The organism is Microbulbifer maximicatervae (SeqCode) (assembly GCF_056231245.1).
This window is the reverse complement of record NZ_CP174334.1, coordinates 5,190,801-5,210,849: the sequence shown is the minus strand read 5'-3', so window position 1 is coordinate 5,210,849 and position 20,049 is coordinate 5,190,801. Positions and strand designations below refer to the sequence as shown.

23 protein-coding genes are annotated in these 20,049 nt (G+C 55.2%); 12 read left to right on the top strand and 11 right to left on the bottom strand.

What is annotated here, in order from left to right; all coding sequences use genetic code 11:
* Nucleotides 1–2: 2 nt before the first annotated feature.
* The 6 genes from hutC to ACJJIS_RS22810 all read left to right on the top strand — a co-directional run bounded on the left by hutC (nucleotide 3) and on the right by ACJJIS_RS22810 (nucleotide 5,922).
* On the top strand, nucleotides 3–713 hold the full coding sequence (gene hutC, locus ACJJIS_RS22835; RefSeq protein ID WP_282930784.1) for a histidine utilization transcriptional repressor HutC: 711 nt from the start codon (nucleotides 3–5) through the stop codon (nucleotides 711–713).
* Between the two features lie 89 nt (nucleotides 714–802).
* Nucleotides 803–2,479, top strand: a complete 1,677-nt coding sequence (gene hutU / locus ACJJIS_RS22830; RefSeq protein WP_475709156.1) for a urocanate hydratase — start codon at nucleotides 803–805, stop codon at nucleotides 2,477–2,479.
* Nucleotides 2,480–2,746: 267 nt separating this feature from the next.
* Complete coding sequence (hutH, locus tag ACJJIS_RS22825; protein ID WP_475709155.1) at nucleotides 2,747–4,297, top strand: histidine ammonia-lyase; 1,551 nt, start codon at nucleotides 2,747–2,749, stop codon at nucleotides 4,295–4,297.
* 280 nt (nucleotides 4,298–4,577) lie between these two features.
* Nucleotides 4,578–4,910, top strand: a complete 333-nt coding sequence (locus ACJJIS_RS22820; protein WP_282930781.1) for a hypothetical protein — start codon at nucleotides 4,578–4,580, stop codon at nucleotides 4,908–4,910.
* Between the two features lie 95 nt (nucleotides 4,911–5,005).
* Nucleotides 5,006–5,506, top strand: coding sequence for a hypothetical protein (locus ACJJIS_RS22815; RefSeq protein WP_444906914.1), 501 nt, complete (start codon nucleotides 5,006–5,008; stop codon nucleotides 5,504–5,506).
* Between the two features lie 239 nt (nucleotides 5,507–5,745).
* A complete protein-coding gene (locus ACJJIS_RS22810) occupies nucleotides 5,746–5,922 on the top strand; it encodes a hypothetical protein (RefSeq protein WP_413663747.1) in 177 nt (58 codons plus the stop codon).
* 40 nt (nucleotides 5,923–5,962) lie between these two features.
* On the opposite strand, the gene pyk is transcribed toward ACJJIS_RS22810, so the two are convergent.
* The gene (pyk, locus tag ACJJIS_RS22805; protein WP_282930778.1) at nucleotides 5,963–7,399 is read right to left on the bottom strand and encodes a pyruvate kinase; all 1,437 of its coding nucleotides are present in this window, start codon (nucleotides 7,397–7,399) and stop codon (nucleotides 5,963–5,965) included.
* 177 nt (nucleotides 7,400–7,576) lie between these two features.
* On the opposite strand from pyk, the gene ACJJIS_RS22800 reads away from it, so the two are divergent.
* On the top strand, nucleotides 7,577–8,050 hold the full coding sequence (locus ACJJIS_RS22800; protein ID WP_413663749.1) for an META domain-containing protein: 474 nt from the start codon (nucleotides 7,577–7,579) through the stop codon (nucleotides 8,048–8,050).
* 64 nt (nucleotides 8,051–8,114) lie between these two features.
* The gene (locus tag ACJJIS_RS22795) at nucleotides 8,115–8,675 is read left to right on the top strand and encodes an META domain-containing protein (protein WP_282930776.1); all 561 of its coding nucleotides are present in this window, start codon (nucleotides 8,115–8,117) and stop codon (nucleotides 8,673–8,675) included.
* Nucleotides 8,676–8,765: 90 nt separating this feature from the next.
* Here ACJJIS_RS22795 and smrA read toward each other — a convergent pair whose 3' ends face one another.
* From smrA to ACJJIS_RS22765, 6 genes are all read right to left on the bottom strand, one after another.
* Nucleotides 8,766–9,353, bottom strand: a complete 588-nt coding sequence (gene smrA / locus ACJJIS_RS22790; RefSeq protein WP_444892318.1) for a DNA endonuclease SmrA — start codon at nucleotides 9,351–9,353, stop codon at nucleotides 8,766–8,768.
* Nucleotides 9,354–9,371: 18 nt separating this feature from the next.
* The gene (locus tag ACJJIS_RS22785) at nucleotides 9,372–10,235 is read right to left on the bottom strand and encodes an SDR family oxidoreductase (protein ID WP_282930774.1); all 864 of its coding nucleotides are present in this window, start codon (nucleotides 10,233–10,235) and stop codon (nucleotides 9,372–9,374) included.
* Nucleotides 10,228–10,680 carry an acyl-CoA thioesterase gene (locus ACJJIS_RS22780; protein WP_282930773.1) on the bottom strand — a complete coding sequence of 151 codons (453 nt, stop codon included), beginning with the start codon at nucleotides 10,678–10,680 and terminating at the stop codon, nucleotides 10,228–10,230. Before ACJJIS_RS22780 ends, ACJJIS_RS22785 begins: the two co-directional genes overlap by 8 nt.
* A gap of 133 nt (nucleotides 10,681–10,813) precedes the next feature.
* Nucleotides 10,814–11,305: a protein-export chaperone SecB gene (gene secB / locus ACJJIS_RS22775; protein WP_282930772.1), complete on the bottom strand. Its 492-nt coding sequence runs from the start codon at nucleotides 11,303–11,305 to the stop codon at nucleotides 10,814–10,816.
* Nucleotides 11,306–11,465: 160 nt separating this feature from the next.
* Nucleotides 11,466–11,726 (bottom strand): glutaredoxin 3, encoded by a 261-nt coding sequence (grxC, locus tag ACJJIS_RS22770; RefSeq protein ID WP_282930771.1) that lies wholly within the window; start codon nucleotides 11,724–11,726, stop codon nucleotides 11,466–11,468.
* 30 nt (nucleotides 11,727–11,756) lie between these two features.
* Nucleotides 11,757–12,173, bottom strand: coding sequence for a rhodanese-like domain-containing protein (locus tag ACJJIS_RS22765; RefSeq protein ID WP_282930770.1), 417 nt, complete (start codon nucleotides 12,171–12,173; stop codon nucleotides 11,757–11,759).
* A gap of 216 nt (nucleotides 12,174–12,389) precedes the next feature.
* Here ACJJIS_RS22765 and gpmI point away from each other — a divergent pair, with 216 nt between their 5' ends.
* The 3 genes from gpmI (at nucleotide 12,390) to ACJJIS_RS22750 (ending at nucleotide 16,795) form a co-directional block, all read left to right on the top strand.
* Nucleotides 12,390–13,937, top strand: a complete 1,548-nt coding sequence (gene gpmI, locus ACJJIS_RS22760) for a 2,3-bisphosphoglycerate-independent phosphoglycerate mutase (protein WP_475709154.1) — start codon at nucleotides 12,390–12,392, stop codon at nucleotides 13,935–13,937.
* The gene (locus ACJJIS_RS22755) at nucleotides 13,937–15,064 is read left to right on the top strand and encodes a murein hydrolase activator EnvC family protein (RefSeq protein ID WP_475709153.1); all 1,128 of its coding nucleotides are present in this window, start codon (nucleotides 13,937–13,939) and stop codon (nucleotides 15,062–15,064) included. The genes gpmI and ACJJIS_RS22755 overlap by 1 nt, the downstream gene beginning before the upstream one ends.
* 372 nt (nucleotides 15,065–15,436) lie before the next feature.
* Nucleotides 15,437–16,795, top strand: a complete 1,359-nt coding sequence (locus ACJJIS_RS22750; protein ID WP_413663753.1) for a S41 family peptidase — start codon at nucleotides 15,437–15,439, stop codon at nucleotides 16,793–16,795.
* A gap of 47 nt (nucleotides 16,796–16,842) precedes the next feature.
* Here ACJJIS_RS22750 and hisF read toward each other — a convergent pair whose 3' ends face one another.
* Genes hisF through hisB form a run of 4 tightly spaced genes read right to left on the bottom strand, consistent with a single transcriptional unit; the run spans nucleotide 16,843 to nucleotide 19,624 of the window.
* Nucleotides 16,843–17,604: an imidazole glycerol phosphate synthase subunit HisF gene (hisF, locus tag ACJJIS_RS22745; protein WP_282930766.1), complete on the bottom strand. Its 762-nt coding sequence runs from the start codon at nucleotides 17,602–17,604 to the stop codon at nucleotides 16,843–16,845.
* Entirely contained in the window at nucleotides 17,604–18,335 is a 732-nt protein-coding gene (hisA, locus tag ACJJIS_RS22740; protein WP_413663754.1) for a 1-(5-phosphoribosyl)-5-[(5-phosphoribosylamino)methylideneamino]imidazole-4-carboxamide isomerase, read from the bottom strand. Before hisA ends, hisF begins: the two co-directional genes overlap by 1 nt.
* Before the next feature lie 48 nt (nucleotides 18,336–18,383).
* Nucleotides 18,384–19,037, bottom strand: a complete 654-nt coding sequence (hisH, locus tag ACJJIS_RS22735) for an imidazole glycerol phosphate synthase subunit HisH (RefSeq protein ID WP_475709152.1) — start codon at nucleotides 19,035–19,037, stop codon at nucleotides 18,384–18,386.
* On the bottom strand, nucleotides 19,037–19,624 hold the full coding sequence (gene hisB, locus ACJJIS_RS22730) for an imidazoleglycerol-phosphate dehydratase HisB (RefSeq protein WP_282930763.1): 588 nt from the start codon (nucleotides 19,622–19,624) through the stop codon (nucleotides 19,037–19,039). The genes hisH and hisB overlap by 1 nt, the downstream gene beginning before the upstream one ends.
* 116 nt (nucleotides 19,625–19,740) lie before the next feature.
* On the opposite strand from hisB, the gene ACJJIS_RS22725 reads away from it, so the two are divergent.
* On the top strand, nucleotides 19,741–20,040 hold the full coding sequence (locus tag ACJJIS_RS22725; RefSeq protein ID WP_475709151.1) for a hypothetical protein: 300 nt from the start codon (nucleotides 19,741–19,743) through the stop codon (nucleotides 20,038–20,040).
* Nucleotides 20,041–20,049 lie beyond the last annotated feature (9 nt).

The following is a 20,049-nucleotide window of genomic DNA, read 5'->3' as shown; positions in this document are numbered from 1 at the left end:
CTATGAATACTGCAAGTGAACCCCGATACGCGGCCATCAAGCGCCATATCCGCCAACAAATTGAGTCTGGCGAGTGGCCAATTCACTCCCAGGTGCCCTCGGAGAACCAACTGGCACAGCAATTCAGTGTGAGCCGGATGACCGCAAGGCGGGCACTCACCGAGTTAACCGATGAGCGCGTTCTGATGCGCTCCCAGGGGCTGGGTACTTTTGTCGCCGAGCCGGTGCCCGCCAGCTCACTGTTGGAAGTGCGCAATATCGCCGACGAGATCTCGGCCCGGGGGCACAGTTACAGCAACCGCATTCTGTTAGCTCAGCCCTGTGTCGCCAGCGCCGATGTAGCCCTGGCATTGGAAGTGCCCGAACAGGCAAAAGTGTTTCACTCCATTATTGTGCACTGTGACAACGGCTTGCCGGTGCAGTGGGAAGAGCGGTTTACCAATCCAGCCTTGGCTCCAGATTACCTGGACCAGGACTTCGCCCACACCACCCCCAACGCCTATCTTTCCAAAGTCGCACCGCTGACCGAGGCCGATACAACCGTCGAGGCCATAGCTGCGGAAGCCGCTATCGCCCACGCTCTGGAAATTGCCCCCGGAGATGCGTGCCTCCAGGTTTGGCGGCGCACTAAATGCAGTGCCGGCACCGTGAGCTTCGCGCGCCTGGTTCACCCAGGCAATCGATACCGCCTCGGTGCACAACTGAGATTCTAGTTATTGATTTATCCCGCGCGCCCTGGGAAAAGAAACAATCAAATCCGGGACGTGTGAATTTTTTTACGAGAAAAATTGACGAGGAAGCTATGTCTACCGACAAACGCCACGATCCCAGCCGCAAAATCCGCGCGCCTCGCGGCAGTGAGCTCAATGCCAAAAGCTGGCTCACCGAAGCTCCCCTGCGCATGTTGATGAACAACCTGGACGCCGAGGTAGCTGAACGCCCGGAGGACCTGGTGGTGTACGGTGGTATCGGCCGCGCCGCGCGGGATTGGGAGTGCTACGACAAGATTGTCGAAGTGCTGAAGCGCCTGGAAGACGACGAAACCCTGCTGGTGCAGTCCGGCAAGCCTGTCGGAGTCTTTAAAACCCACGCCGATGCACCCCGGGTATTAATTGCCAACTCCAACTTGGTACCCCACTGGGCCAACTGGGAACACTTTAACGAGCTGGATAAAAAAGGCCTGGCCATGTACGGCCAGATGACTGCCGGCTCTTGGATTTATATCGGCTCCCAAGGCATCGTCCAGGGTACCTATGAAACCTTTGCCGCCATCGCACGCAAACACTTTAATGGCGAAGCGAAAGGCAAATGGATTCTTACCGGTGGCCTCGGCGGCATGGGTGGCGCTCAGCCACTGGCGGCGACGATGGCCGGTTTCAGCATGATCGCAGTAGAGTGCGACGAAACCCGTATCGATTTCCGTCTGCGCACTGGCTATGTAGACAAAAAAGCCACCAGCCTCGACGAAGCCCTGCAAATGATTGAAGCAGCGATGGAAAAAGGCGAAGCCATTTCCGTTGGCCTGCTGGGCAACGCAGCAGATATTTTCCCGGAAATTGTAAAACGCAATATTCTGCCGGATTCGGTTACCGACCAGACTTCCGCTCACGATCCTTTAAATGGCTACCTGCCCCAGGGCTGGACCATGGAATACGCAGCGGAGATGCGCAAGAAAGATGAAGCCGCAGTAGTAAAGGCAGCCAAACAGTCTATGGCGGTTCAGGTTGAAGCCATGCTGGAGCTGCAAAAGCGCGGAGCCGCAACCCTCGACTACGGCAACAATATTCGCCAGATGGCCCTTGAGGAAGGTGTGGAAAATGCCTTCGATTTCCCCGGTTTTGTACCCGCTTATATTCGCCCTCTGTTCTGCGAAGGTGTCGGTCCTTTCCGCTGGGCGGCCCTGTCCGGCAACCCGGAAGATATCTACAAGACCGATGCCAAGGTTAAGGAACTGATTCCCGACAATCCGCAGCTGCACAACTGGCTCGACATGGCCCGCGAGCGGATTCATTTCCAGGGACTGCCCGCACGTATCTGCTGGGTGGGCCTGAAAGATCGCGCGCGCCTGGCACTGGCATTTAACGAGATGGTAGCCAATGGTGAATTGGAAGCACCGGTAGTGATCGGCCGCGACCACCTCGACAGCGGCTCTGTAGCGAGCCCCAACCGCGAAACTGAAGCCATGATAGATGGTTCCGACGCTGTCTCCGACTGGCCGCTGATGAATGCTCTGCTGAACACTGCCTCCGGCGCTACCTGGGTATCCCTGCATCACGGTGGTGGCGTAGGCATGGGCTTCTCCCAGCACTCTGGGGTGGTCATTGTCTGTGACGGTACCGAAGCTGCGCGCAAACGTATTGAGCGGGTTCTCTGGAATGATCCCGCCACCGGCGTAATGCGCCACGCCGATGCCGGTTACGAGATCGCAAAAAAATGCGCAAAAGAGCAGGGCTTGGACCTGCCTATGCTGAACGACTGATTTTTTACCGCAATAAAAATACCGCCGGCGGAAATCTTTTACAGCTCGAATAATTTTTATCGGGCTGCGCCGCCGGCGCCTAACAGGGTGTTGAAAAAGCCAACAAGCAACTTTTTCAAGCCATCTTTGCGGCACATGTCCACAAAGATGGGCACTCAAATCAGGCATTTGCAGTGCTTGATTTTACGGCAGGCGCTTTCGCACCGCCCGCGCAGGCTGTTTTTCAACAGCCTGCTAAGCAGTAAATATTTTTTGGTGAATGAATTTATGTATCAATTGGAAATCGATCCCGGTCAATTGAGCCTTGCGCAACTGCGCCGCGTAGCCCGCGAGTCGGTGCAGCTGTCCCTGGCGAAAAGCGCCTACCCCGCTATTGAAGCCTCTGCCCACACTGTTGCCCAGGTTATTACCGAAGGGCGCACGGTATACGGAATTAATACCGGTTTTGGTTTATTGGCCAACACCCGTATTGAAAAGCACGACCTGGAAAACCTGCAGCGCGCTATTGTTCTGAGCCATGCCGCCGGTACCGGCAACTTTATGAGTGAAGCCACCGTGCGCCTGCTGATGGTGTTGAAAATCAACTCGCTCGCGCGCGGATTCTCCGGCGTGCGCCCGCAGGTCATCGAAGCTTTAATGCAACTGGTCAATGCCGGTGTCTACCCCGCTATCCCTGAGAAAGGTTCTGTCGGCGCTTCTGGCGATTTGGCGCCGCTGGCTCATATGAGCGTGGTACTTCTCGGTGAAGGGGAAGTATTTATCAAGGGCGAGCGCAAGAGTGCTCACGAAGGCCTCAAAGCCGCGGGACTAGAGCCCATTACCCTGGCCCCCAAAGAGGGCCTCGCCCTGCTAAACGGCACCCAGGCTTCTACCGCCTTTGCCCTGCTCGGCCTGTTCGCCAGTGAAGACTTGTTCGCCGGCGCCCTGGTAACCGGTGCCATTACCCTGGAAGCCGCCAAAGGCTCACGCCGCCCCTTCGATGATCGTATTCACAACGCCCGCGGCCAACAGGCTCAGCGCGACGTAGCGGCAATTTATCGGGACCTGCTTGGTGAAACCAGCCAGATCGGTGATTCCCACCAGTTCTGTGAAAAAGTGCAGGACCCCTACTCCCTGCGCTGTCAACCCCAGGTAATGGGTGCCTGTCTGCAGCAGATGCGCTTCGCTGCCGAAGTATTGTTGGCCGAGGCAAATGGTGTTTCCGATAACCCGCTGGTATTTACCGACGAGGAAAATCCGGATAACTCCGACATTATTTCCGGCGGTAACTTCCACGCGGAGCCTGTTGCTATGGTCGCCGACAACCTGGCGCTGGCATTGGCAGAAATCGGCTCCCTATCCGAGCGTCGCATGGCGCTGTTGATCGACAGCAACCTATCCGGCCTGCCTCCCTTCCTGGTGGAAAATGGCGGGGTGAACTCCGGCTTTATGATCGCCCAAGTCACCTCAGCGGCGCTTGCCAGTGAGAACAAATCCATGGCGCACCCAGCCTGCGTGGACTCACTGCCCACCTCCGCCAACCAGGAAGACCATGTATCCATGGCCACCTTTGCTGGCCGTCGCCTGCGGGATATGGCCGACAATACCTGTGGCATCCTGGCGGTGGAGCTACTCGCTGCCTGCCAGGGACTGGACTTCCGCGCGCCGTTAAAATCCACGGAAAAACTGGAGGCCGCCAAGGCAAAACTGCGCGCCCGAGTACCTTTCTATGACAAGGACCGCTACTTTGCCCCGGATATTGAAGAGGCGAAGCAATTGCTGAGCAGCGGCGCCTACTTAGAGTCAATAAACCCCAATCTCCTGCCCATCAGTCACTAAGTTAAAGAGCCTTCACGGCTTGATTTGCGCATTGCGAGAGAACCATTTTTCTCACAATGCGTGAATTTTTAGTGGTTTCACCCGCCTGCCGACCTTACCTTTTTTGACTCCGAACAAGTAGGTCTATCAAATCGAAACTGAAGAGTTTCCATCAACCAATACAGACCTGCCTCGGTATTCAGCTTTGCTAGAACATTTACTCTGCCCCGTGATGATTCACGCGCCAAAAATGCTAGGCTGAATGTAGAAGTGTTACCAGCCAATAGGTGTGGAGGTCTTGATGAAACCGCTGCCCACTAGATTGCTGCGAGGCTCAGGTTGTGCGCTCGCCATCGCAGCAGGACTGGCTCTGTCGGCCTGTAATGGAACATCCGGCTATCCTTGCGGAGGCAACGATTGTTCCGCCAGTTATTACGGATACAGCCCTTATTACAACAAGACGTATTACAACCTGCGTGGTCGCTATGCCCACTGCCACCCGGATGGCACCTGTCACAATATGCAGCACTGTAACTTCTACTGGGACGGCAACTTTTATCGCCTAAGACCGCCTGCGGTTGTAAATACCCAGTATCAAATTGTCGATCCACCGCCGCGCGCAAGACCTTACTAAACCTGAGATTCTGTGCTCGCCTAGTTGGCGCGCCTAGGGGCTTGGCCCCTGCCGGGCCTCTCCGGGGGGAAATTCCACTTACCGGAGAAAGCACTATGAATAGAGCTGTTAAAACGGTGATTCTCACCGCCACGGTGTGCACAGCCCTAGCCCTGGGTGCCTGTGCCACCGATGGTTACTACACCACCTACACCAGTTACGGTGGCCCTAGTGGAGGGCAAGTCGCTTACACCTCCTCCTACGCTTATCCCTATGCCACGCCCAACTATTACGCTTCGAGTAATATCTATTTAACTTCCTACAGGACACCGGTTTACCAAACCGTTGGTTTCACTCCGGTGAATACTTACTATTACCGCGGTGGCTACGCCAGTTACCGATCCGCATCATTCCGCGGCCACCCTCGCTACCGGGCTCGCTACTACTATCGCGGAATGCCCTACTACAACCGTTTCTATTATCCTCGGTCACCCCACGCCCGCTACCGGGCCCATCACAGAGGCTATAGAAGTTATCACCGCGGCGGTTATCGCGGCTACCGGGGCCATAGAGGCCACTATCGTGTTCGCGGTGGACACCATCGCGGTAGACGCTAACTCCAAGCTTTATTAGGTAACTAACCCCGCTGTAGCAAACCATCAAAAGACGCAGCGGGGTAAGTTAATCGCCAACCTCAGTGCAACCGCCCACTTAAATAGCCTCACCATCCAAGCTCACTGTCGCCACTTTTAACAAATTGGCGCGCTATACATCTCAATGACAGCTATTACCTCTACCCTGAATAAACAAGTTCTTCGGGAATGCGTCACTCACACCACTCAAAGAGGTAACTGCGGTGCAGAAAATACTACTTATTCTGCTTGCCGTGGCCCTGGCGACAGGAGTTGCCGGTTGTTCGACAACCGCGCCCCAGGGAAGCCCAAAGTCATTAACCCTTGACGGTCAGAAGTTTCGCTGTGTTGAGCAGGAATTGGAGACCAAGGTACTGGTTAGATGTGTTCGTGCGGGGTAAGTTATTTGCACTGTAAGAATTTGTAATTTAATCGTTTGTATCAGGGCACGCGGACAATACGCAGGGTATCGGTGTGACCACCAATATCCTGTTGATAACCCCGGGATATCAAAACGAAGTCCCCTGAAATTAGCAGTTCCTGATCCAGCAAATAAGAAATTGCTTTTTGATCTCGCAGCGGGCCGTCCATATTAGAAACATCCATTAATACAGGGTCAACGCCGCTGTAGAGGGCTACACGATTGCAGCACTTCTGGTGCCGACAAAAAGCGTAAATAGGAATTAATGCACATACTCTCGACATCAATAACGCAGTATTTCCAGTTTCGGTCTGGCAAATAATGGCTTTAATTTCTCGGCAATGATTCGCTATGATCATGGCGGCCATGGCGATACACGCATCACCCGCAGGGTAATCGCCGCGAAGGCTTTCCGGCGTGGAATAAATTTTACGGTGTTTTTCTGCCCCAAGAATCACTTCAGCCATATGCTTAACGGTTTCAATAGGATATTCACCTGCCGCTGTCTCAGCAGATAACATTACCGCATCAGTACCATCCAGTACTGCATTGGCCACATCGCAGACTTCTGCTCGAGTAGGTACCGGGCTCGAAATCATCGACTCCATCATTTGTGTCGCAGTAATAACTACCCGATTGAGATAGCGGGCATAGCTGATTAAATGTTTTTGTACTCCCATTAATTCTGCATCACCAATCTCCACGGCGAGATCACCGCGCGCTACCATAATGGCATCACTGGCCAAGATAAGCTTCTCGAGTCGAGCATCATTGGATACCGCTTCAGCCCTTTCAATTTTGGCAATAATATGTGCTGTGCCACCCGCCTCTCTGAGTAACTTTCTCGCTTTGTGAATATCGCGAGCATCGCGAGGGAAAGAAACGGCTAAATAATCTACCTGTAACTCGGCGGCAACTTTGATATCCCGATGGTCTTTTTCTGTCAGTGCCGGCGCAGTAAGGCCACCTCCCTGCTTATTTATTCCCTTTCTATCAGATAACCAGCCACCATTTTCAACTTCAGTTTTTAACGACAAACCAATAATTTTTTTGATGCGCAAACTCAATCGGCCGTCATCCAGTAACAGGCGGTCTCCCTCATTACAGTCTTCTGCGAGTGCTTCATAATCAACCCAGACACCTTCAGGACTGCCACTATCTTTATCCCAATCCGGGTCCAAAATAAATTCTTCACCTTTGCGCAGATATATACGCCCATCAGTGAATTTTCCGACACGAATTTTGGGCCCCTGCAAATCTCCCAGCAGGGCAATATGTCTGCACTGACGCTCGGCTTCCTCGCGGACAAATTTTGCCCGACGCCTGTGATCATCAATTTTTCCATGAGAGAAGTTCAGGCGAACCATATCCACACCGGCCTTGATTAATTGCCGAAGTGTTTCTTCTTTATCGGTAGCTGGACCCAGGGTGGCAACAATTTTGGTGCGCCTGATCATATCGACGACCGTCCTTTAATCGATGGCCAAATACTATTTTTTTACATCAGTGCAAGCATAGCTTGTCACTGCTGTCGTCTCGTCACGGCAGCCAACAACTAAGCTTTTGTGAAAGCCGAAAAGTGGCTGGCTTGGGTGTGGGCTGGAGAAGGGTTTGTGTTTGGGAGTTATTCGTCGATGAGTAGGTTGGTACAAATATGGCTTCTGGGAGCCCTATTAGTTGTCGGCGGATGTCTAACAAACCGAATAGAAGAAGCCCAAGTTGTTCAATCCTCAGGCAGTATGGGAGCAGTCTGTGGTAAGAAGTGGCAGCTGGTGCGCCTGCGCGTCAATGGTGGGGTGGTCGACATCCAGAGGCCTGCGGACTTTACCTTTGTGTGCAATCTCCAAGGCAATGTCATGGGGAGGAGTGGCATAAACACCTATCGGGGAGAGGTGCAGGTAACCGATAACGGGCAGTTACTTTGGGATACCTCCAGCTTTGTCTCTACCAAGATGGGCGGCCCCGAACCCTTGCTGCGGCAAGAGCATGCCTACCTCGGTGCCCTCGCCGCCACTCGCCAGGCATTTACCAAATCGCGCGGGAATCGTTTGATACTTCGTGACCCCTCCGGTGATATCTATATAGAATACGTAAAGGCCGGACCTTGAACGCCGCCACAGAAGACCTGTAAATTTTTAGGTTAAATGTCGCAAAATCAATGAGAACGACATCATGCCACGTCGTGCTTTTTACTTACTACTGAGTATTATCGTATGCAACCTGGTGCTTGCAGGCTGCAGCACCCCCAATCCCCCTATTCCCCAACTCCAACGATCAGCTTGGTCTGCCTGTGAGCACGAGTGGGTGCTATCGAGCTTGTATTACTCCGGGCGCACTTATGACTCAACCCTGAGCTGGAGCAGGTTTTGGCGGGATAGACCCTTTTTCAAATGCGATCAATTTGGTTATGTTAGGGGCAACAGTGGCACCAATCCGTACCTGGGGCGATTTTCTCTCACTAGCAGCGGTGCTTTCACCTGGGAGCGGATTCCCGCTATTGCGCGCATGGGGGGAGCACACCCCAGCGATGAACTGGAGATCGATTACCTCAATGCCCTGAGAAAGTCTGATTTGATTGTTATCGTGGGTAACAAGATGATGATCAGCAATACCGATGGCAGTGCCTATATTGAGTTTGAACAAGTAGACCGCAGCTATCGCCAGGCCCAACCCTATAAAAAAGGCGACCCATTGGGTCGCCAGAATGACAATCAAGAAGAATCAAAAAGATGAGCTTTAGGAGTCTAAAAAAGCACTCTTGAGGGGAAAGCCTCAGCGGCGCATCTTAATTTGCATAAGTGACAGAAAAGTTACAAAAGAACCTTAACGGCGTTTTTGATGTATCTCCAGATTCTCCTGCCGCTTGCGTTCACTCTTTCTCAGCAGCAGATAAGTCGCTCCCAAGCCCCCGTGTTGGGGTTGCGCACTGTGAAAAGCCAATACTTCATGCAGCTGCGGCAACCAGTGATTGATACAGCTTTTCAATAACGCCGGCTGCTTACGCCCCTCACCCTTACCGTGGGTAATCAGGGCACAGCGCACATCCGCTTCAACACAATCACGGATAAATTCCATCACGGCCCTGCGCGCCATCTCCACAGAGTGGCGATGTAAATCTAGGCGCGCATCTATGCTGTATTTGCCCAGGCGCAAATTGCGATAGACCCCGTTTTGCACACCATCGCGCTTGAATTCCAACGGATCCCATGGCTCTACCAGATCAATATATTCACCGGACAGGGGGTTCATTTCCCGCTCTGTCAGGCGCGTGGCAGCGGCGCGGCGCTCCCGCAACATAGACTCAGATTGCTTCGGCTCCTTGCGCAAATTGACGCGGCGCTCCTGCGCCAGCGGTTTAACGTCTCCCATTTCACCGAGAGCGTCTTTAAATAATTTGCTGTCGCTGCTCACAAATACCCCCTGCCAGCGTCAGTCGAGAAATAAATCCTTGGTTAAATTGTCTGCATTGGCTGGATTGTGGGCATAACCGGTGAAATCCTTCACACCGCGCTCTGCCAACAGCTCTTCATCGATTAGCTGGCGACCGCTCAAGGCGACATCTTTAGTCGTCAGTATCTCGTAGGCCGCATCGGCCATAATCGAGGGCTTGCGGCTCTGCTCAAACATATCGCGACTACCCACCGCAAACTCAATCGCAGCGGTGGCCACCAGCGTGCGCGGCCACAAAGTGTTCACGCTGATCCCCGCCTCACGCAGCTCTTCCGCCAAACCCAGGCTGAGAATGGTCATACCAAACTTTGACAGGGCGTAAGGAGCGAAGGGCCCCAACCACTTGGGCTGGATATTCAGCGGTGGGCACAGGCTGAGGATATGGGCGTTGTCAGCTTTTTTCAGGTAGGGAGTCGCCAAGTGGGCGGTGAGATACACCGCGCGACTGTTGATACTCTGCATCAGGTCGTAGCGCTTGGGTGGTGTCGACTCAACATTGGTCAGGTTGATCGCGCCCGCATTATTAATCACAGCGTCGATGCCGCCAAATTTTTCGGCAGCCTCCGACATAGCCTGCTCTACTCGCTGCTCATCGCGCACATCCACCTGCAGGGCCAGGGCATTGCCGCCGGCTTTCTCCACTTCCTCCGCCACCGAGAAGATGGTTCCCGGAAGCTTGGGATGTGGTTCTGCCGACTTAGCGGCAATCACAATATTGGCACCATCCGCCGCGCATTTGAGGGCAATCGCCCGGCCGATGCCACGACTGGCACCAGTGATAAAGATGGTCTTGTCCTTAAGCGCCCCTGAATTGTTGGTCAGGGATACAAACTCTTCACTCATTTTTTTCAGCCTCCGGGGCAGTCACTGCCGGACTGTAAATTTCCTTGAAGATCGCCGGCATACGTTTTGGCTTGCCAGTGGAAAGCTCAATGCACACCATCCGCCATTCGGCCCGCAATACCAATGCCTTATCGGCGGCGCGAAACACCTGAAAGCGGCGAGTCATATTCAGACGCCCGTCCACCTCAGTGAGCCAGGTGCCAAACAGCAATTCCTCCCCCTCTCTGGCCGCCAGTATATAGTCATACTCGCCATGACGAATTGCCATTCCCCGGTCAAGCTGCTGATAATTCGTGACATCCAGACCCAGGGCTGCGCTGTGCGCCCAGGCGGTGGCCTCACACCAGCGCACATATTCCGCATTGTTGGCATGACTCAGACCATCCACATGTTCGGCGCCAACCGTCACTTTGGTGATAAATGGGTTTGGCAGATCCCACTGCATAAGCGGCTCCAGGTTTGTGCTGCGGTTGCGGAGGGATAGTCAGTAAAATGGACGCTATCCCCGGGGAGATTACAGATATAAAAAAAGGCCCCGCTAAGGGACCTTTTTATCGTGCCAGCTGGGCTAAAACGAATTAAGCGTTCGCTTGAGCGCCCTCTGCTTCTTTCTGTGCCTTATCGAGGGCAGCAGCGAACAGAGCGTCGAAGTTCACCGGCGGCAACATCAGTGCCGGGAAAGAACCTTTAACTACAGCGTTATCGATCACTTCGCGAGCGTAGGGGAACAGAATTTGCGGGCAGGCAGTATTCAGGGCCTGGGCCAGCTGTTGACCTTCAAGGCCTTTGATACCGAACAGGCCAGCTTGTTTTACTTCCACCAGGAAAGCGGTGTCTTCTTCCAGCTTTACGGTGATAGTCAGGGTCAGAGCCACTTCGTACAGATCGTCCTCGATCTTCGCAGTCTTGGTGTTCAGCTCCTGATTAACCTGGGGCTTCCACTGCTTTTTGAAGACCTCGGCACCCATCGGGGTTTCGAAGGAGAGGTCTTTCAGGTAGATGCGTTGCATCGCAAATTGTACTTGTGGAGCCTCTGCGTTTGCCGCTGCGCCATTTAATTCTTCAGCCATGTTACAGCCTGTTCATTATAAAAAGTTTATTGATGCCTTCCGTGAGAAAGACTCCGGTAATAACTCAACAGTTGGGGCCTCGATAAAACGTTTCAAGGCCCAGACCGGATAAATAGCAAAAACTGGGGACCGCATGTTGGCGGCCGCGTCAGTTTTCCGCTTATCCCGCTGCTTTCAGCAATTTGTCGAGTCGGCCACCGCGCTCCAACGCCATCAGGTCGTCGCAACCACCTACATGCTTATCGCCAATCCAAATCTGCGGCACAGAGCGGCGCCCCGCCTTGTCAGCCATTTCTGCGCGCAAGCCGGGATTATTGTCCACAGGGATTTCGCGATAAGCGACACCCTTGCTATCCAGTAGCTGCTTGGCGCGAATACAGTAGGGGCAGAAACGGGTGGTATAAATGACAACATTCTGCATGACAAAACTCCGTCAAACTGATACTTCAGGTTAACCTTTGCCTTTAACGACAGGCAGGTTCTGGTTAGCCCACTCGCTCATTCCGCCCTGCAGGCGACGCACTTGGAAACCTTTCTGTTTCAGCATGCGCCCCACCGGACCTGCGTGCTGCCCCATCTTGTCAGCGACAATAATGGTCTTGTCTTTAAACGGTTCCAGCTCGGCAATGCGCTCAGCCACATCCCCGTGGGGAATATGCAGGGAGTCGACAATATGACCGGCAGTGAACTCGCTGCGATCGCGAATATCCAGCACCTTGGCCCCGTCGCTATTGATCAGCTTGGTCACTTCATGAAGTGATGCCGGCTCGCCAGACTTGAATCGCTCAGTCAAAACAAATGCGTAAAGCAATGCCACAAGCAGGCCGACCAACAGCCACTGCTCAGCTAAAAAGTCGAGAAAATCCACTTCGCCCCCAAAATCCTCAAGTGGTAATCAATAGGGCGCTACGGCGCCCAATGCCGGCGGGAGTATACACGATCATGGCGAAATTCTAATCAACCAAATCCCTCCGCCCCAGCCTCTTTGTAATCCGGCTTAAGCTAAATAACATGGTGAAATACCAGCCCCACAGGTTAAAATCCGCGTCCGCAATTTAACCCTTGGAAGAGGAATACTGTCGCTATGGCCGCTACGCAAGCCCCGCAAAAACGCCCCCTGGTCCTGCTGATTCTGGACGGCTTCGGCCACAGCGACAATCCCGAGCACAATGCGATTCACGCAGCCAAGTCTCCGGTTTGGGACAATATCTGGTCGACCCGCCCAAAAACCCTGATCCAGACGTCCGGGATGGCGGTGGGCCTGCCCGATGGACAAATGGGCAACTCGGAAGTCGGCCATATGACACTGGGTGCCGGTCGAGTGGTCTACCAGAACTTTACCCGGATCAACAAAGCCATCCAGGACGGCGACTTCTTCCGCAATACCGCTTACACCACTGCGGTCGATAAGGCTATCGCCAATAACGGCGCCGTCCATATTATGGGACTCCTATCCGAAGGCGGCGTACACAGCCACGAAGACCATATTGTCGCCATGATAACCCTGGCGGCACAGCGCGGCGCCCGCGCTATTTATGTACACGCATTTCTCGATGGCCGCGACACCCCACCGCGCAGTGCCGAACCATCCCTGGCGCGCCTGATGCAGGTGTGTGACTCCGTCGGCAATGCCCATATGGCTACCCTGGCCGGGCGCTACTTCGCCATGGATCGCGACCAGCGCTGGGAGCGCACCGAGTCCGTTTACGACATGCTGACCCTGGGTACAGCAGAGCACAGTGCCAGTGACGCCCTGGCAGGACTGGCCTCGGCCAATGAGCGCGGTGAAAACGATGAATTTGTCGCGCCAACGGTGATTGGCGAGCCCGCTCCGATCCAGGACGGCGATGCCCTTATCTTTATGAATTTCCGCCCGGATCGCGCGCGCCAGTTAACCCGCGCTTTTACCGAGCAGGACTTCAGCGGCTTCGAGCGCAAAGCCAAGCCGCAGCTGGCGGACTTTGTCATGACGACCGAATACGCTGCCGATATCCACGCCAGCTGTGCCTTCCCGCCAGAAAACCTAGTCAACTCCCTCGGCGAGTACTTGTCTGCAGAGGGCAAAACCCAGCTGCGCATCGCCGAGACAGAGAAGTATGCCCACGTTACCTTCTTCTTTAGCGGCGGCCGCGAAGAGCCCTACAACGGCGAAACCCGTGAATTGATCAAGTCACCGGATGTGGCCACCTACGACCTGCAACCGGAAATGAATGCGCCAATCGTCACTGACAAACTGGTAGCGGCGATTGAGAGCGGCGAGTACGACGCCATTATCTGCAACTACGCCAACGGCGATATGGTCGGCCATACCGGTGTTTTCGAGGCGGCGGTAAAAGCCGTCGAAGCCCTGGACCAGTGTGTAGAGCGCGTCGTAAACGCCGCTCTGACTGCCGGCGGCGAGGTGCTGATTACTGCCGACCACGGCAATGTGGAAGAGATGTTCGACGCCAACTCCGGCCAAGTCAGCACCCAGCACTCCACTCTGCCGGTGCCTTTTGTTTATATCGGCGAGCGCAATGTGCAAATGTGTGACGGAGGTAGTCTGGCGGATGTAGCACCAACCATGTTAGCGTTGATGGATCTGCCACAACCGGCGGAAATGACCGGCCAAAGTTTGGTAAAAATGGACTGATGAAAACTCTCGTACTCTTCCTGATCGCCCTGATTTCCCTGCCCGCCTGGAGCCAGGCAGAGGGAGATGAGCAGGCGCGCCTGGCGCAAATCAAGCAACGCATTGAGTCCCTGCAACAGGAACTCAACCAGGTGCGGGGCCAGCGCGACCAATTGCTCAAGGATTTGGAAGAGAACGAGAAAGATATTTCTGGGCTGCACCAGCGCATAGACAAGATCAAACAGGATATGCGCAGCCGCTCGGACAAGCTGCGCGAACTCCAGCAGGAACAACAGCAACTGCAAGAGTCGCGACGAAGTATGCAGCGGCGGGTCGAGCAGGAGATCGCCGCCGCATACCGACTAGGCCGACAGGAGCAGATCAAGCTCCTGCTCAACCAGCAAGATCCACAGAACGTCGCCCGCCATCTCCGCTACCACGATTACTTCCTCCAAGAACGCAGCCGCATCATAGACACTTACCTTGAAACCCTCACCTCACTGGAAACCGTATCCGCCTCCATTGAGCGCGAGCGCGAGACCCTGAAAGCGGAGCGAGAGCAACTGCAGAAACGCCAGAGCAAACTGCGCGTCGCACAGCAGAATCGCAAGGACACGCTGGATAAACTTGCGGCGCGGCTCTCCGATGGCAGCGGTGAACTCAAGCAGCTCCAAGGGGATCGCACACGCCTGCAAAAATTGATCGACGAAGTAGGCCGCGCCATCGCCTCACTGGTAAACCCCAGCGAGCAAAAACCCTTTGCGCGCCAGCGGGGCAAGATGCAGTGGCCTGTTGATGGCCGCCGCGCCAATGCCTATGGACAGCGCCGCGCCAATGGCATCACTTGGAAAGGTGTCACCTTGCGCGCCAATGAAGGGGAGCCGGTGCGGGCGATCCACCGCGGCCGCGTGGTTTTCTCCGATTACCTGCGCGGCCACGGCATGCTGGTTATCCTGGATCATGGAGAGGAGTACATGAGTCTCTACGCCCACAACCAGTCCCTCACCCGCAATATTGGCGAGTGGGTGGAAAGTGGTGACACCATCGCTCGGGTTGGCAATAGCGGTGGACTCAGCCATAGCGGTGTTTACTTCGAAATTCGCCACCGGGGTAAAGCGCAGGACCCTACAGTTTGGTGCCGCTCCTGATCGGAGCTGGCACAGAGGGCATAATACGAGGCGTAAAATCCCGGGCATTTTCCACGCACCCGTTATAGAGCCCCCTCGCAAATCACAGCGATCGGGATTACACACCCGCCTAATGCTCTCCACTTCATCTCACGACTCCCGCCGCTGTGCTAATTAAATGAGAAAGCACCACGACGAAAAGCTGCGGAGTAGCGGCTTTTTTATCGCCAAAAGAGAATAAGAGCGGGAGCCAACCCAGGTGTAAGACCCCTGGGCTTATGACGACTAAGATCGTGACACTGTAGAATTTGGCGTCCGCTTAGAATCCCTGCCAATCTCTGCGGTCTACACTTTCGCAAAGCAGCGAAGAAATAAGGCAGAGGTCACAACAACATGTTTATCCCCAAGGCGCTGACAACCTTGATCGGCGCAGCCGCTCTGACAGCCCTGCCTTTAATGGGTTTGACCGACGGCGATAGCCATTCCCAGGTGGCTGCAGACACTGAAGCCCGCCTGCCGCTGGAAGATCTGCGCAGCTTTGCCAAAGTTTTCGAGCAAATTCGCCAGGGCTATATCGAGGAAGTGGACGACCGCACCCTGCTGGAATACGCCATCAAGGGCATGCTGCAAGGCCTAGACCCGCACTCCTCCTACCTTGATCGCCGATCCTTTGACGATTTACAAGCCAACACCACCGGTGAGTTTGCCGGCCTCGGGATCGAGGTGGGCATCGAAAACGACCATATCACCGTCGTCACCCCCATGGACGACACCCCCGCCTCCCGCGCTGGCCTCAAGGCCGGCGATGTCATACTGCGCTTGTCGGGCAAATCCATGAAGGGCGTGAGCCTGGATGAAGCGGTGGAGTGGATGCGTGGGCCCAAGGGCAGCAGTGTCACCCTGACCATCGCTCGCAAAGGTTTTAAAGAACCTTTCGATGTAACTCTCAAGCGGGACACCGTGCGCGTGCGCAGTGTGCGCAGCAAAGTCCTCGATGATGGCTACGGTTATCTGCGCATCAGCCAGTTCCAGCTGGACACCGGCGCCGATGTGGCCGACGAGCTGATCAAGTTGCAGAAGAAAGGCGCACTGAAAGGGCTAGTTATCGACCTGCGCAACAACCCCGGTGGCGTGCTGCAATCCTCGGTGGAAGTAGCGGATGCATTTTTGGAAGAGGGCCTGGTGGTCTACACCGAAGGTCGCAATGAAGCCGCCAACCTGAGCTATTCCGCCGAGCCGGGCGATTTAACCGAAGGCGCTCCGCTGGTTGTATTAATCAACGCGGGCTCCGCCTCTGCAGCGGAAATTGTCGCCGGCGCCCTACAGGACCACCGCCGCGCAGTGGTGATGGGCACCGACAGCTTCGGCAAGGGCTCGGTCCAAACGGTGATCCCTATCAATAATGAGCGCGCCATCAAGCTGACAACTGCGCTCTACTTCACTCCCAATGGCCGCTCAATACAGGCCCAGGGCATCACACCAGATATCGTGGTAGAGCGGGTGAAAGTTACCCGCTTGGACGACTCTCCCAGACCCACTGAAGCGGATTTGGCCGGGCATCTGGACAACGGTAACGGTGGTGCCGACCGGACTTCTGAAGACCGCTCGAGAGAACAGGAAGAACGGGAAGACTGGATGGATCGCGACAATCAAATCTTCGAAGCCCTCAATGTACTCAAGGGCCTCAATCTCTACGCTCACAGGGACAGGGGTTTGCGCGAGCGCCTTGCCCGCGCAGACGAACAGCAGTAAGCAGAGTGCGGCGGGCCCTGGGCCCGCCGTGCAAGACCTACACCTACCTACAAGCGCATTTCAATCCCTGCGCTGTGCATAAACGCTTTCGCTTCGGCAATGGTGTATTCGCCGAAGTGAAAAATACTCGCAGCCAATACCGCATCCGCACCGCCGTGCAATACGCCATCCGCCAGGTGCTGTAGATCTCCCACACCACCGGAAGCAATGACTGGCACTTGAACCGCCTCAGTAACTGCCCGGGTCAGGGCCAGGTCAAAACCGTTCTTGGTGCCGTCGCGATCCATACTGGTCAGCAGGATTTCGCCGGCACCGTATTCGGCCATCTGCCGGGCCCAGGCCACAGCATCGATGCCAGTGGGCTGGCGCCCGCCATGGGTGAAGATCTCCCAGCGGCCCTCTCCCACCTGCTTGGCATCAATGGCCACCACAATACACTGGCTGCCAAAGCGCTCGGCGGCCTCGCGTACAAACTCGGGATTTTTCACCGCCGCTGAATTGATTGCAGTCTTGTCCGCACCGGCATTCAGCAGATTGCGGATATCTTGCAAGGTGCGCACACCGCCGCCGACAGTGAGGGGGATAAACACCTCATGGGCCATTTTCTCCACCGTGTGCAGGATGGTATCGCGCTGCTCATGGGTGGCGGTGATATCGAGGAAAGTGACTTCATCCGCGCCCGCTTCGTTGTAGCGGCGGGCAATTTCCACCGGGTCGCCGGCATCGCGGATATCGACAAAGTTAACGCCCTTCACCACGCGGCCGTTGTCCACATCCAGACAGGGAATAATACGTTTCGCCAGAGCCATTATTTGTTCCGTTGGTCGCAAAGCTGCTGCGCTTCGCGCAGGTTCAACTTGTCTTCATAGATCGCCCGGCCGGTAATCGCACCGTAGATTTCACCGGCATCCAACAGCTGTTCAATGTCCTCAATGCTGCTGACACCGCCGGAGGCAATAATAGGCACCTGCACTGCGCGGGCCATTTCCAGAGTCGCCTCAATATTGACGCCTTGCATCATCCCGTCGCGGGCAATATCTGTATAAACAATAGAGCTGACGCCACAATCGGCAAAGCGCTTGGCCAGTTCTGTCGCCTTCAGCTCGGAGACCTCAGCCCAGCCCTCAGTAGCCACCAAGCCATCTTTGGCATCGAGCCCGACAATAATATGGCCCTCAAACTCGCGACACGCCTCTTCCACCAGCTTGGGATTTTTTACCGCCGCAGTGCCGATAATCCCCCACTGCACACCGGCATCCAGATAGCGCTCGATAGTGTGCAAATCGCGAATGCCTCCGCCAATTTGCACCGGTAAATCGGGAAACTGTTTGGCGATAGCAGTTACCGCTTCACCGTTCACCGGGTTGCCGGCGAAGGCGCCGTTCAAGTCCACCAGGTGCAGGCGCTTAGCCCCCTCGTTCACCCAGTGCTGGGCTGTCGCCAGGGGATCATCGGAAAATACAGTGGCGTCATCCATCTCGCCCTGGCGCAGGCGCACGCATTGGCCGTCTTTTAAATCTATCGCGGGAATTACAATCATGTCTTTTCTTACGTCGGCAGTAATTTCAGTGTGATCGGTGAGCTGGGTCTATTGAGCCCGGCCGTTCCAGTGGACAAAGTTCTTTAACAGCTGCAAGCCAGCCTCGGCACTCTTCTCCGGGTGGAACTGGGTGGCGAAGATATTCTCCCTGGCAACTGCGGCAGCCAGAGGGACACCGTATTCAGTTTGCCCGGCAATATCCGGGTTTTCAGCAGCCGGCACATAGTAACTGTGGACAAAGTAGAAACGGCTGCCATCGGCAATATCGGCCCACAGGGGGTGCGGCTGCCGCTGCTGAACACTGTTCCAGCCCATATGGGGCACCTTGAGCCGTTCAGCACTCTGCGCCGGGGGAATGTTGTCGCCGAAGAATTTCACCGGCTCCGGGAAAATCCCCAGGCAATCAACGCCATTATTCTCCTCGCTGTGGTGCATCATGATCTGCATACCCACACAGATACCCAGCACCGGGGTACCCACACTGATGGCCTCGCGAAGCAGCGGCGAAAAACCCGCATCGACAAACCCTGCCATACAATCCCGAATGGCACCCACACCGGGCACCACCAGGCGCTCTGCGCCCTCGGCCTGCTCCGGAGTTTGTGCCAGCACCACCTCGGCCTCCGGCGCCACCTTGTTCAGGGCGCTGGCCACCGAGTGCAGGTTGCCCATACCGTAATCGAGTACCGCAATCTTACCCATCACAAGACTCCTTTGGTGGAGGGCATGGTGCCGGCCATACGGGGGTCCGGGGTCAACGCCATACGCAGGGCGCGGCCAAAGGCTTTAAATACAGTTTCCACCTGATGGTGAGCGTTGTGGCCACGCAGGCAGTCAATATGTACTGTTACCAGCGCGTGATTGACGAAGCCCTGGAAGAACTCAAAAAACAGTTCGGTATCAAAGTTGCCGATCCGCTTCTGGGTGAAAGGCACATCCATAACCAGGCCGGGCCGCCCGGAGAAGTCGATTACGACCCGGGAAAGCGCCTCATCCAATGGGACATAGCTGTGGCCGTAACGGGTCATCCCCTTTTTATCTCCCAGCGCTTCGGTAATGGCTTTGCCCAGGGTAATGCCGATATCTTCCACCGTATGATGGTCATCGATATGAATATCGCCATCGCAGCTAATGTCCATGTCGATCATGCCGTGGCGGGCAATTTGATCGAGCATATGCTCCAGGAAAGGAACCCCAGTCGCGAACTTGCCATGACCTTGGCCGTCCAGGTTAACGCTGACTTGAATCTTGGTTTCCAGGGTGTCACGGGTGACGCTAGCTGTACGCATCGAAAGCGATCCTTATTTGCACGATAAGACAGAGGGCGCAAATTATAGGATGAATGACATCCCCTGTGGCTCTCTAGTGTCAGATGAAACTTGATTCGTAATTGTTTAGCCCTATCATGCTCCGCATGGTTACTCTAAAGCGCCGAAAATCCCATTACTGGGCCAGCCTGTTCCTGTTACTCGCCGTAGTAGCAGCTCAGCCGCTGTGGGCGGAGCACTTTCACCTGGGCAATACCCAGGTAGAGATGTGTGACCTGTGTTGCATGCATTCACCTGCAGCACTCGGCAGCGAGCCATTGCTCGTACAGGCTGAGCCCCAAAGTCACTATGAACGGCCCTCTGCGCCAACCGCGCGCGATCGCCAGCCAGAGCGCCAGAGTGCGCGCGCCCCTCCCTTCTTCCTGTCACTCAGCTAACACCCAAAA

What these genes read in the sequence shown, in the direction of transcription:
- hutC (WP_282930784.1), top strand. Translation starts at nt 3, where the DNA reads ATGAATACTGCAAGTGAACCCCGATACGCGGCCATCAAGCGCCATATC.
- hutU (WP_475709156.1), top strand. Translation starts at nt 803, where the DNA reads ATGTCTACCGACAAACGCCACGATCCCAGCCGCAAAATCCGCGCGCCT.
- hutH (WP_475709155.1), top strand. Translation starts at nt 2,747, where the DNA reads ATGTATCAATTGGAAATCGATCCCGGTCAATTGAGCCTTGCGCAACTG.
- ACJJIS_RS22820 (WP_282930781.1), top strand. Translation starts at nt 4,578, where the DNA reads ATGAAACCGCTGCCCACTAGATTGCTGCGAGGCTCAGGTTGTGCGCTC.
- ACJJIS_RS22815 (WP_444906914.1), top strand. Translation starts at nt 5,006, where the DNA reads ATGAATAGAGCTGTTAAAACGGTGATTCTCACCGCCACGGTGTGCACA.
- pyk (WP_282930778.1), bottom strand. Translation starts at nt 7,399, where the DNA reads ATGATCAGGCGCACCAAAATTGTTGCCACCCTGGGTCCAGCTACCGAT.
- ACJJIS_RS22800 (WP_413663749.1), top strand. Translation starts at nt 7,577, where the DNA reads ATGAGTAGGTTGGTACAAATATGGCTTCTGGGAGCCCTATTAGTTGTC.
- ACJJIS_RS22795 (WP_282930776.1), top strand. Translation starts at nt 8,115, where the DNA reads ATGCCACGTCGTGCTTTTTACTTACTACTGAGTATTATCGTATGCAAC.
- ACJJIS_RS22785 (WP_282930774.1), bottom strand. Translation starts at nt 10,235, where the DNA reads ATGAGTGAAGAGTTTGTATCCCTGACCAACAATTCAGGGGCGCTTAAG.
- ACJJIS_RS22780 (WP_282930773.1), bottom strand. Translation starts at nt 10,680, where the DNA reads ATGCAGTGGGATCTGCCAAACCCATTTATCACCAAAGTGACGGTTGGC.
- secB (WP_282930772.1), bottom strand. Translation starts at nt 11,305, where the DNA reads ATGGCTGAAGAATTAAATGGCGCAGCGGCAAACGCAGAGGCTCCACAA.
- grxC (WP_282930771.1), bottom strand. Translation starts at nt 11,726, where the DNA reads ATGCAGAATGTTGTCATTTATACCACCCGTTTCTGCCCCTACTGTATT.
- gpmI (WP_475709154.1), top strand. Translation starts at nt 12,390, where the DNA reads ATGGCCGCTACGCAAGCCCCGCAAAAACGCCCCCTGGTCCTGCTGATT.
- ACJJIS_RS22755 (WP_475709153.1), top strand. Translation starts at nt 13,937, where the DNA reads ATGAAAACTCTCGTACTCTTCCTGATCGCCCTGATTTCCCTGCCCGCC.
- ACJJIS_RS22750 (WP_413663753.1), top strand. Translation starts at nt 15,437, where the DNA reads ATGTTTATCCCCAAGGCGCTGACAACCTTGATCGGCGCAGCCGCTCTG.
- hisF (WP_282930766.1), bottom strand. Translation starts at nt 17,604, where the DNA reads ATGGCTCTGGCGAAACGTATTATTCCCTGTCTGGATGTGGACAACGGC.
- hisA (WP_413663754.1), bottom strand. Translation starts at nt 18,335, where the DNA reads ATGATTGTAATTCCCGCGATAGATTTAAAAGACGGCCAATGCGTGCGC.
- hisH (WP_475709152.1), bottom strand. Translation starts at nt 19,037, where the DNA reads ATGGGTAAGATTGCGGTACTCGATTACGGTATGGGCAACCTGCACTCG.
- hisB (WP_282930763.1), bottom strand. Translation starts at nt 19,624, where the DNA reads ATGCGTACAGCTAGCGTCACCCGTGACACCCTGGAAACCAAGATTCAA.
- ACJJIS_RS22725 (WP_475709151.1), top strand. Translation starts at nt 19,741, where the DNA reads ATGCTCCGCATGGTTACTCTAAAGCGCCGAAAATCCCATTACTGGGCC.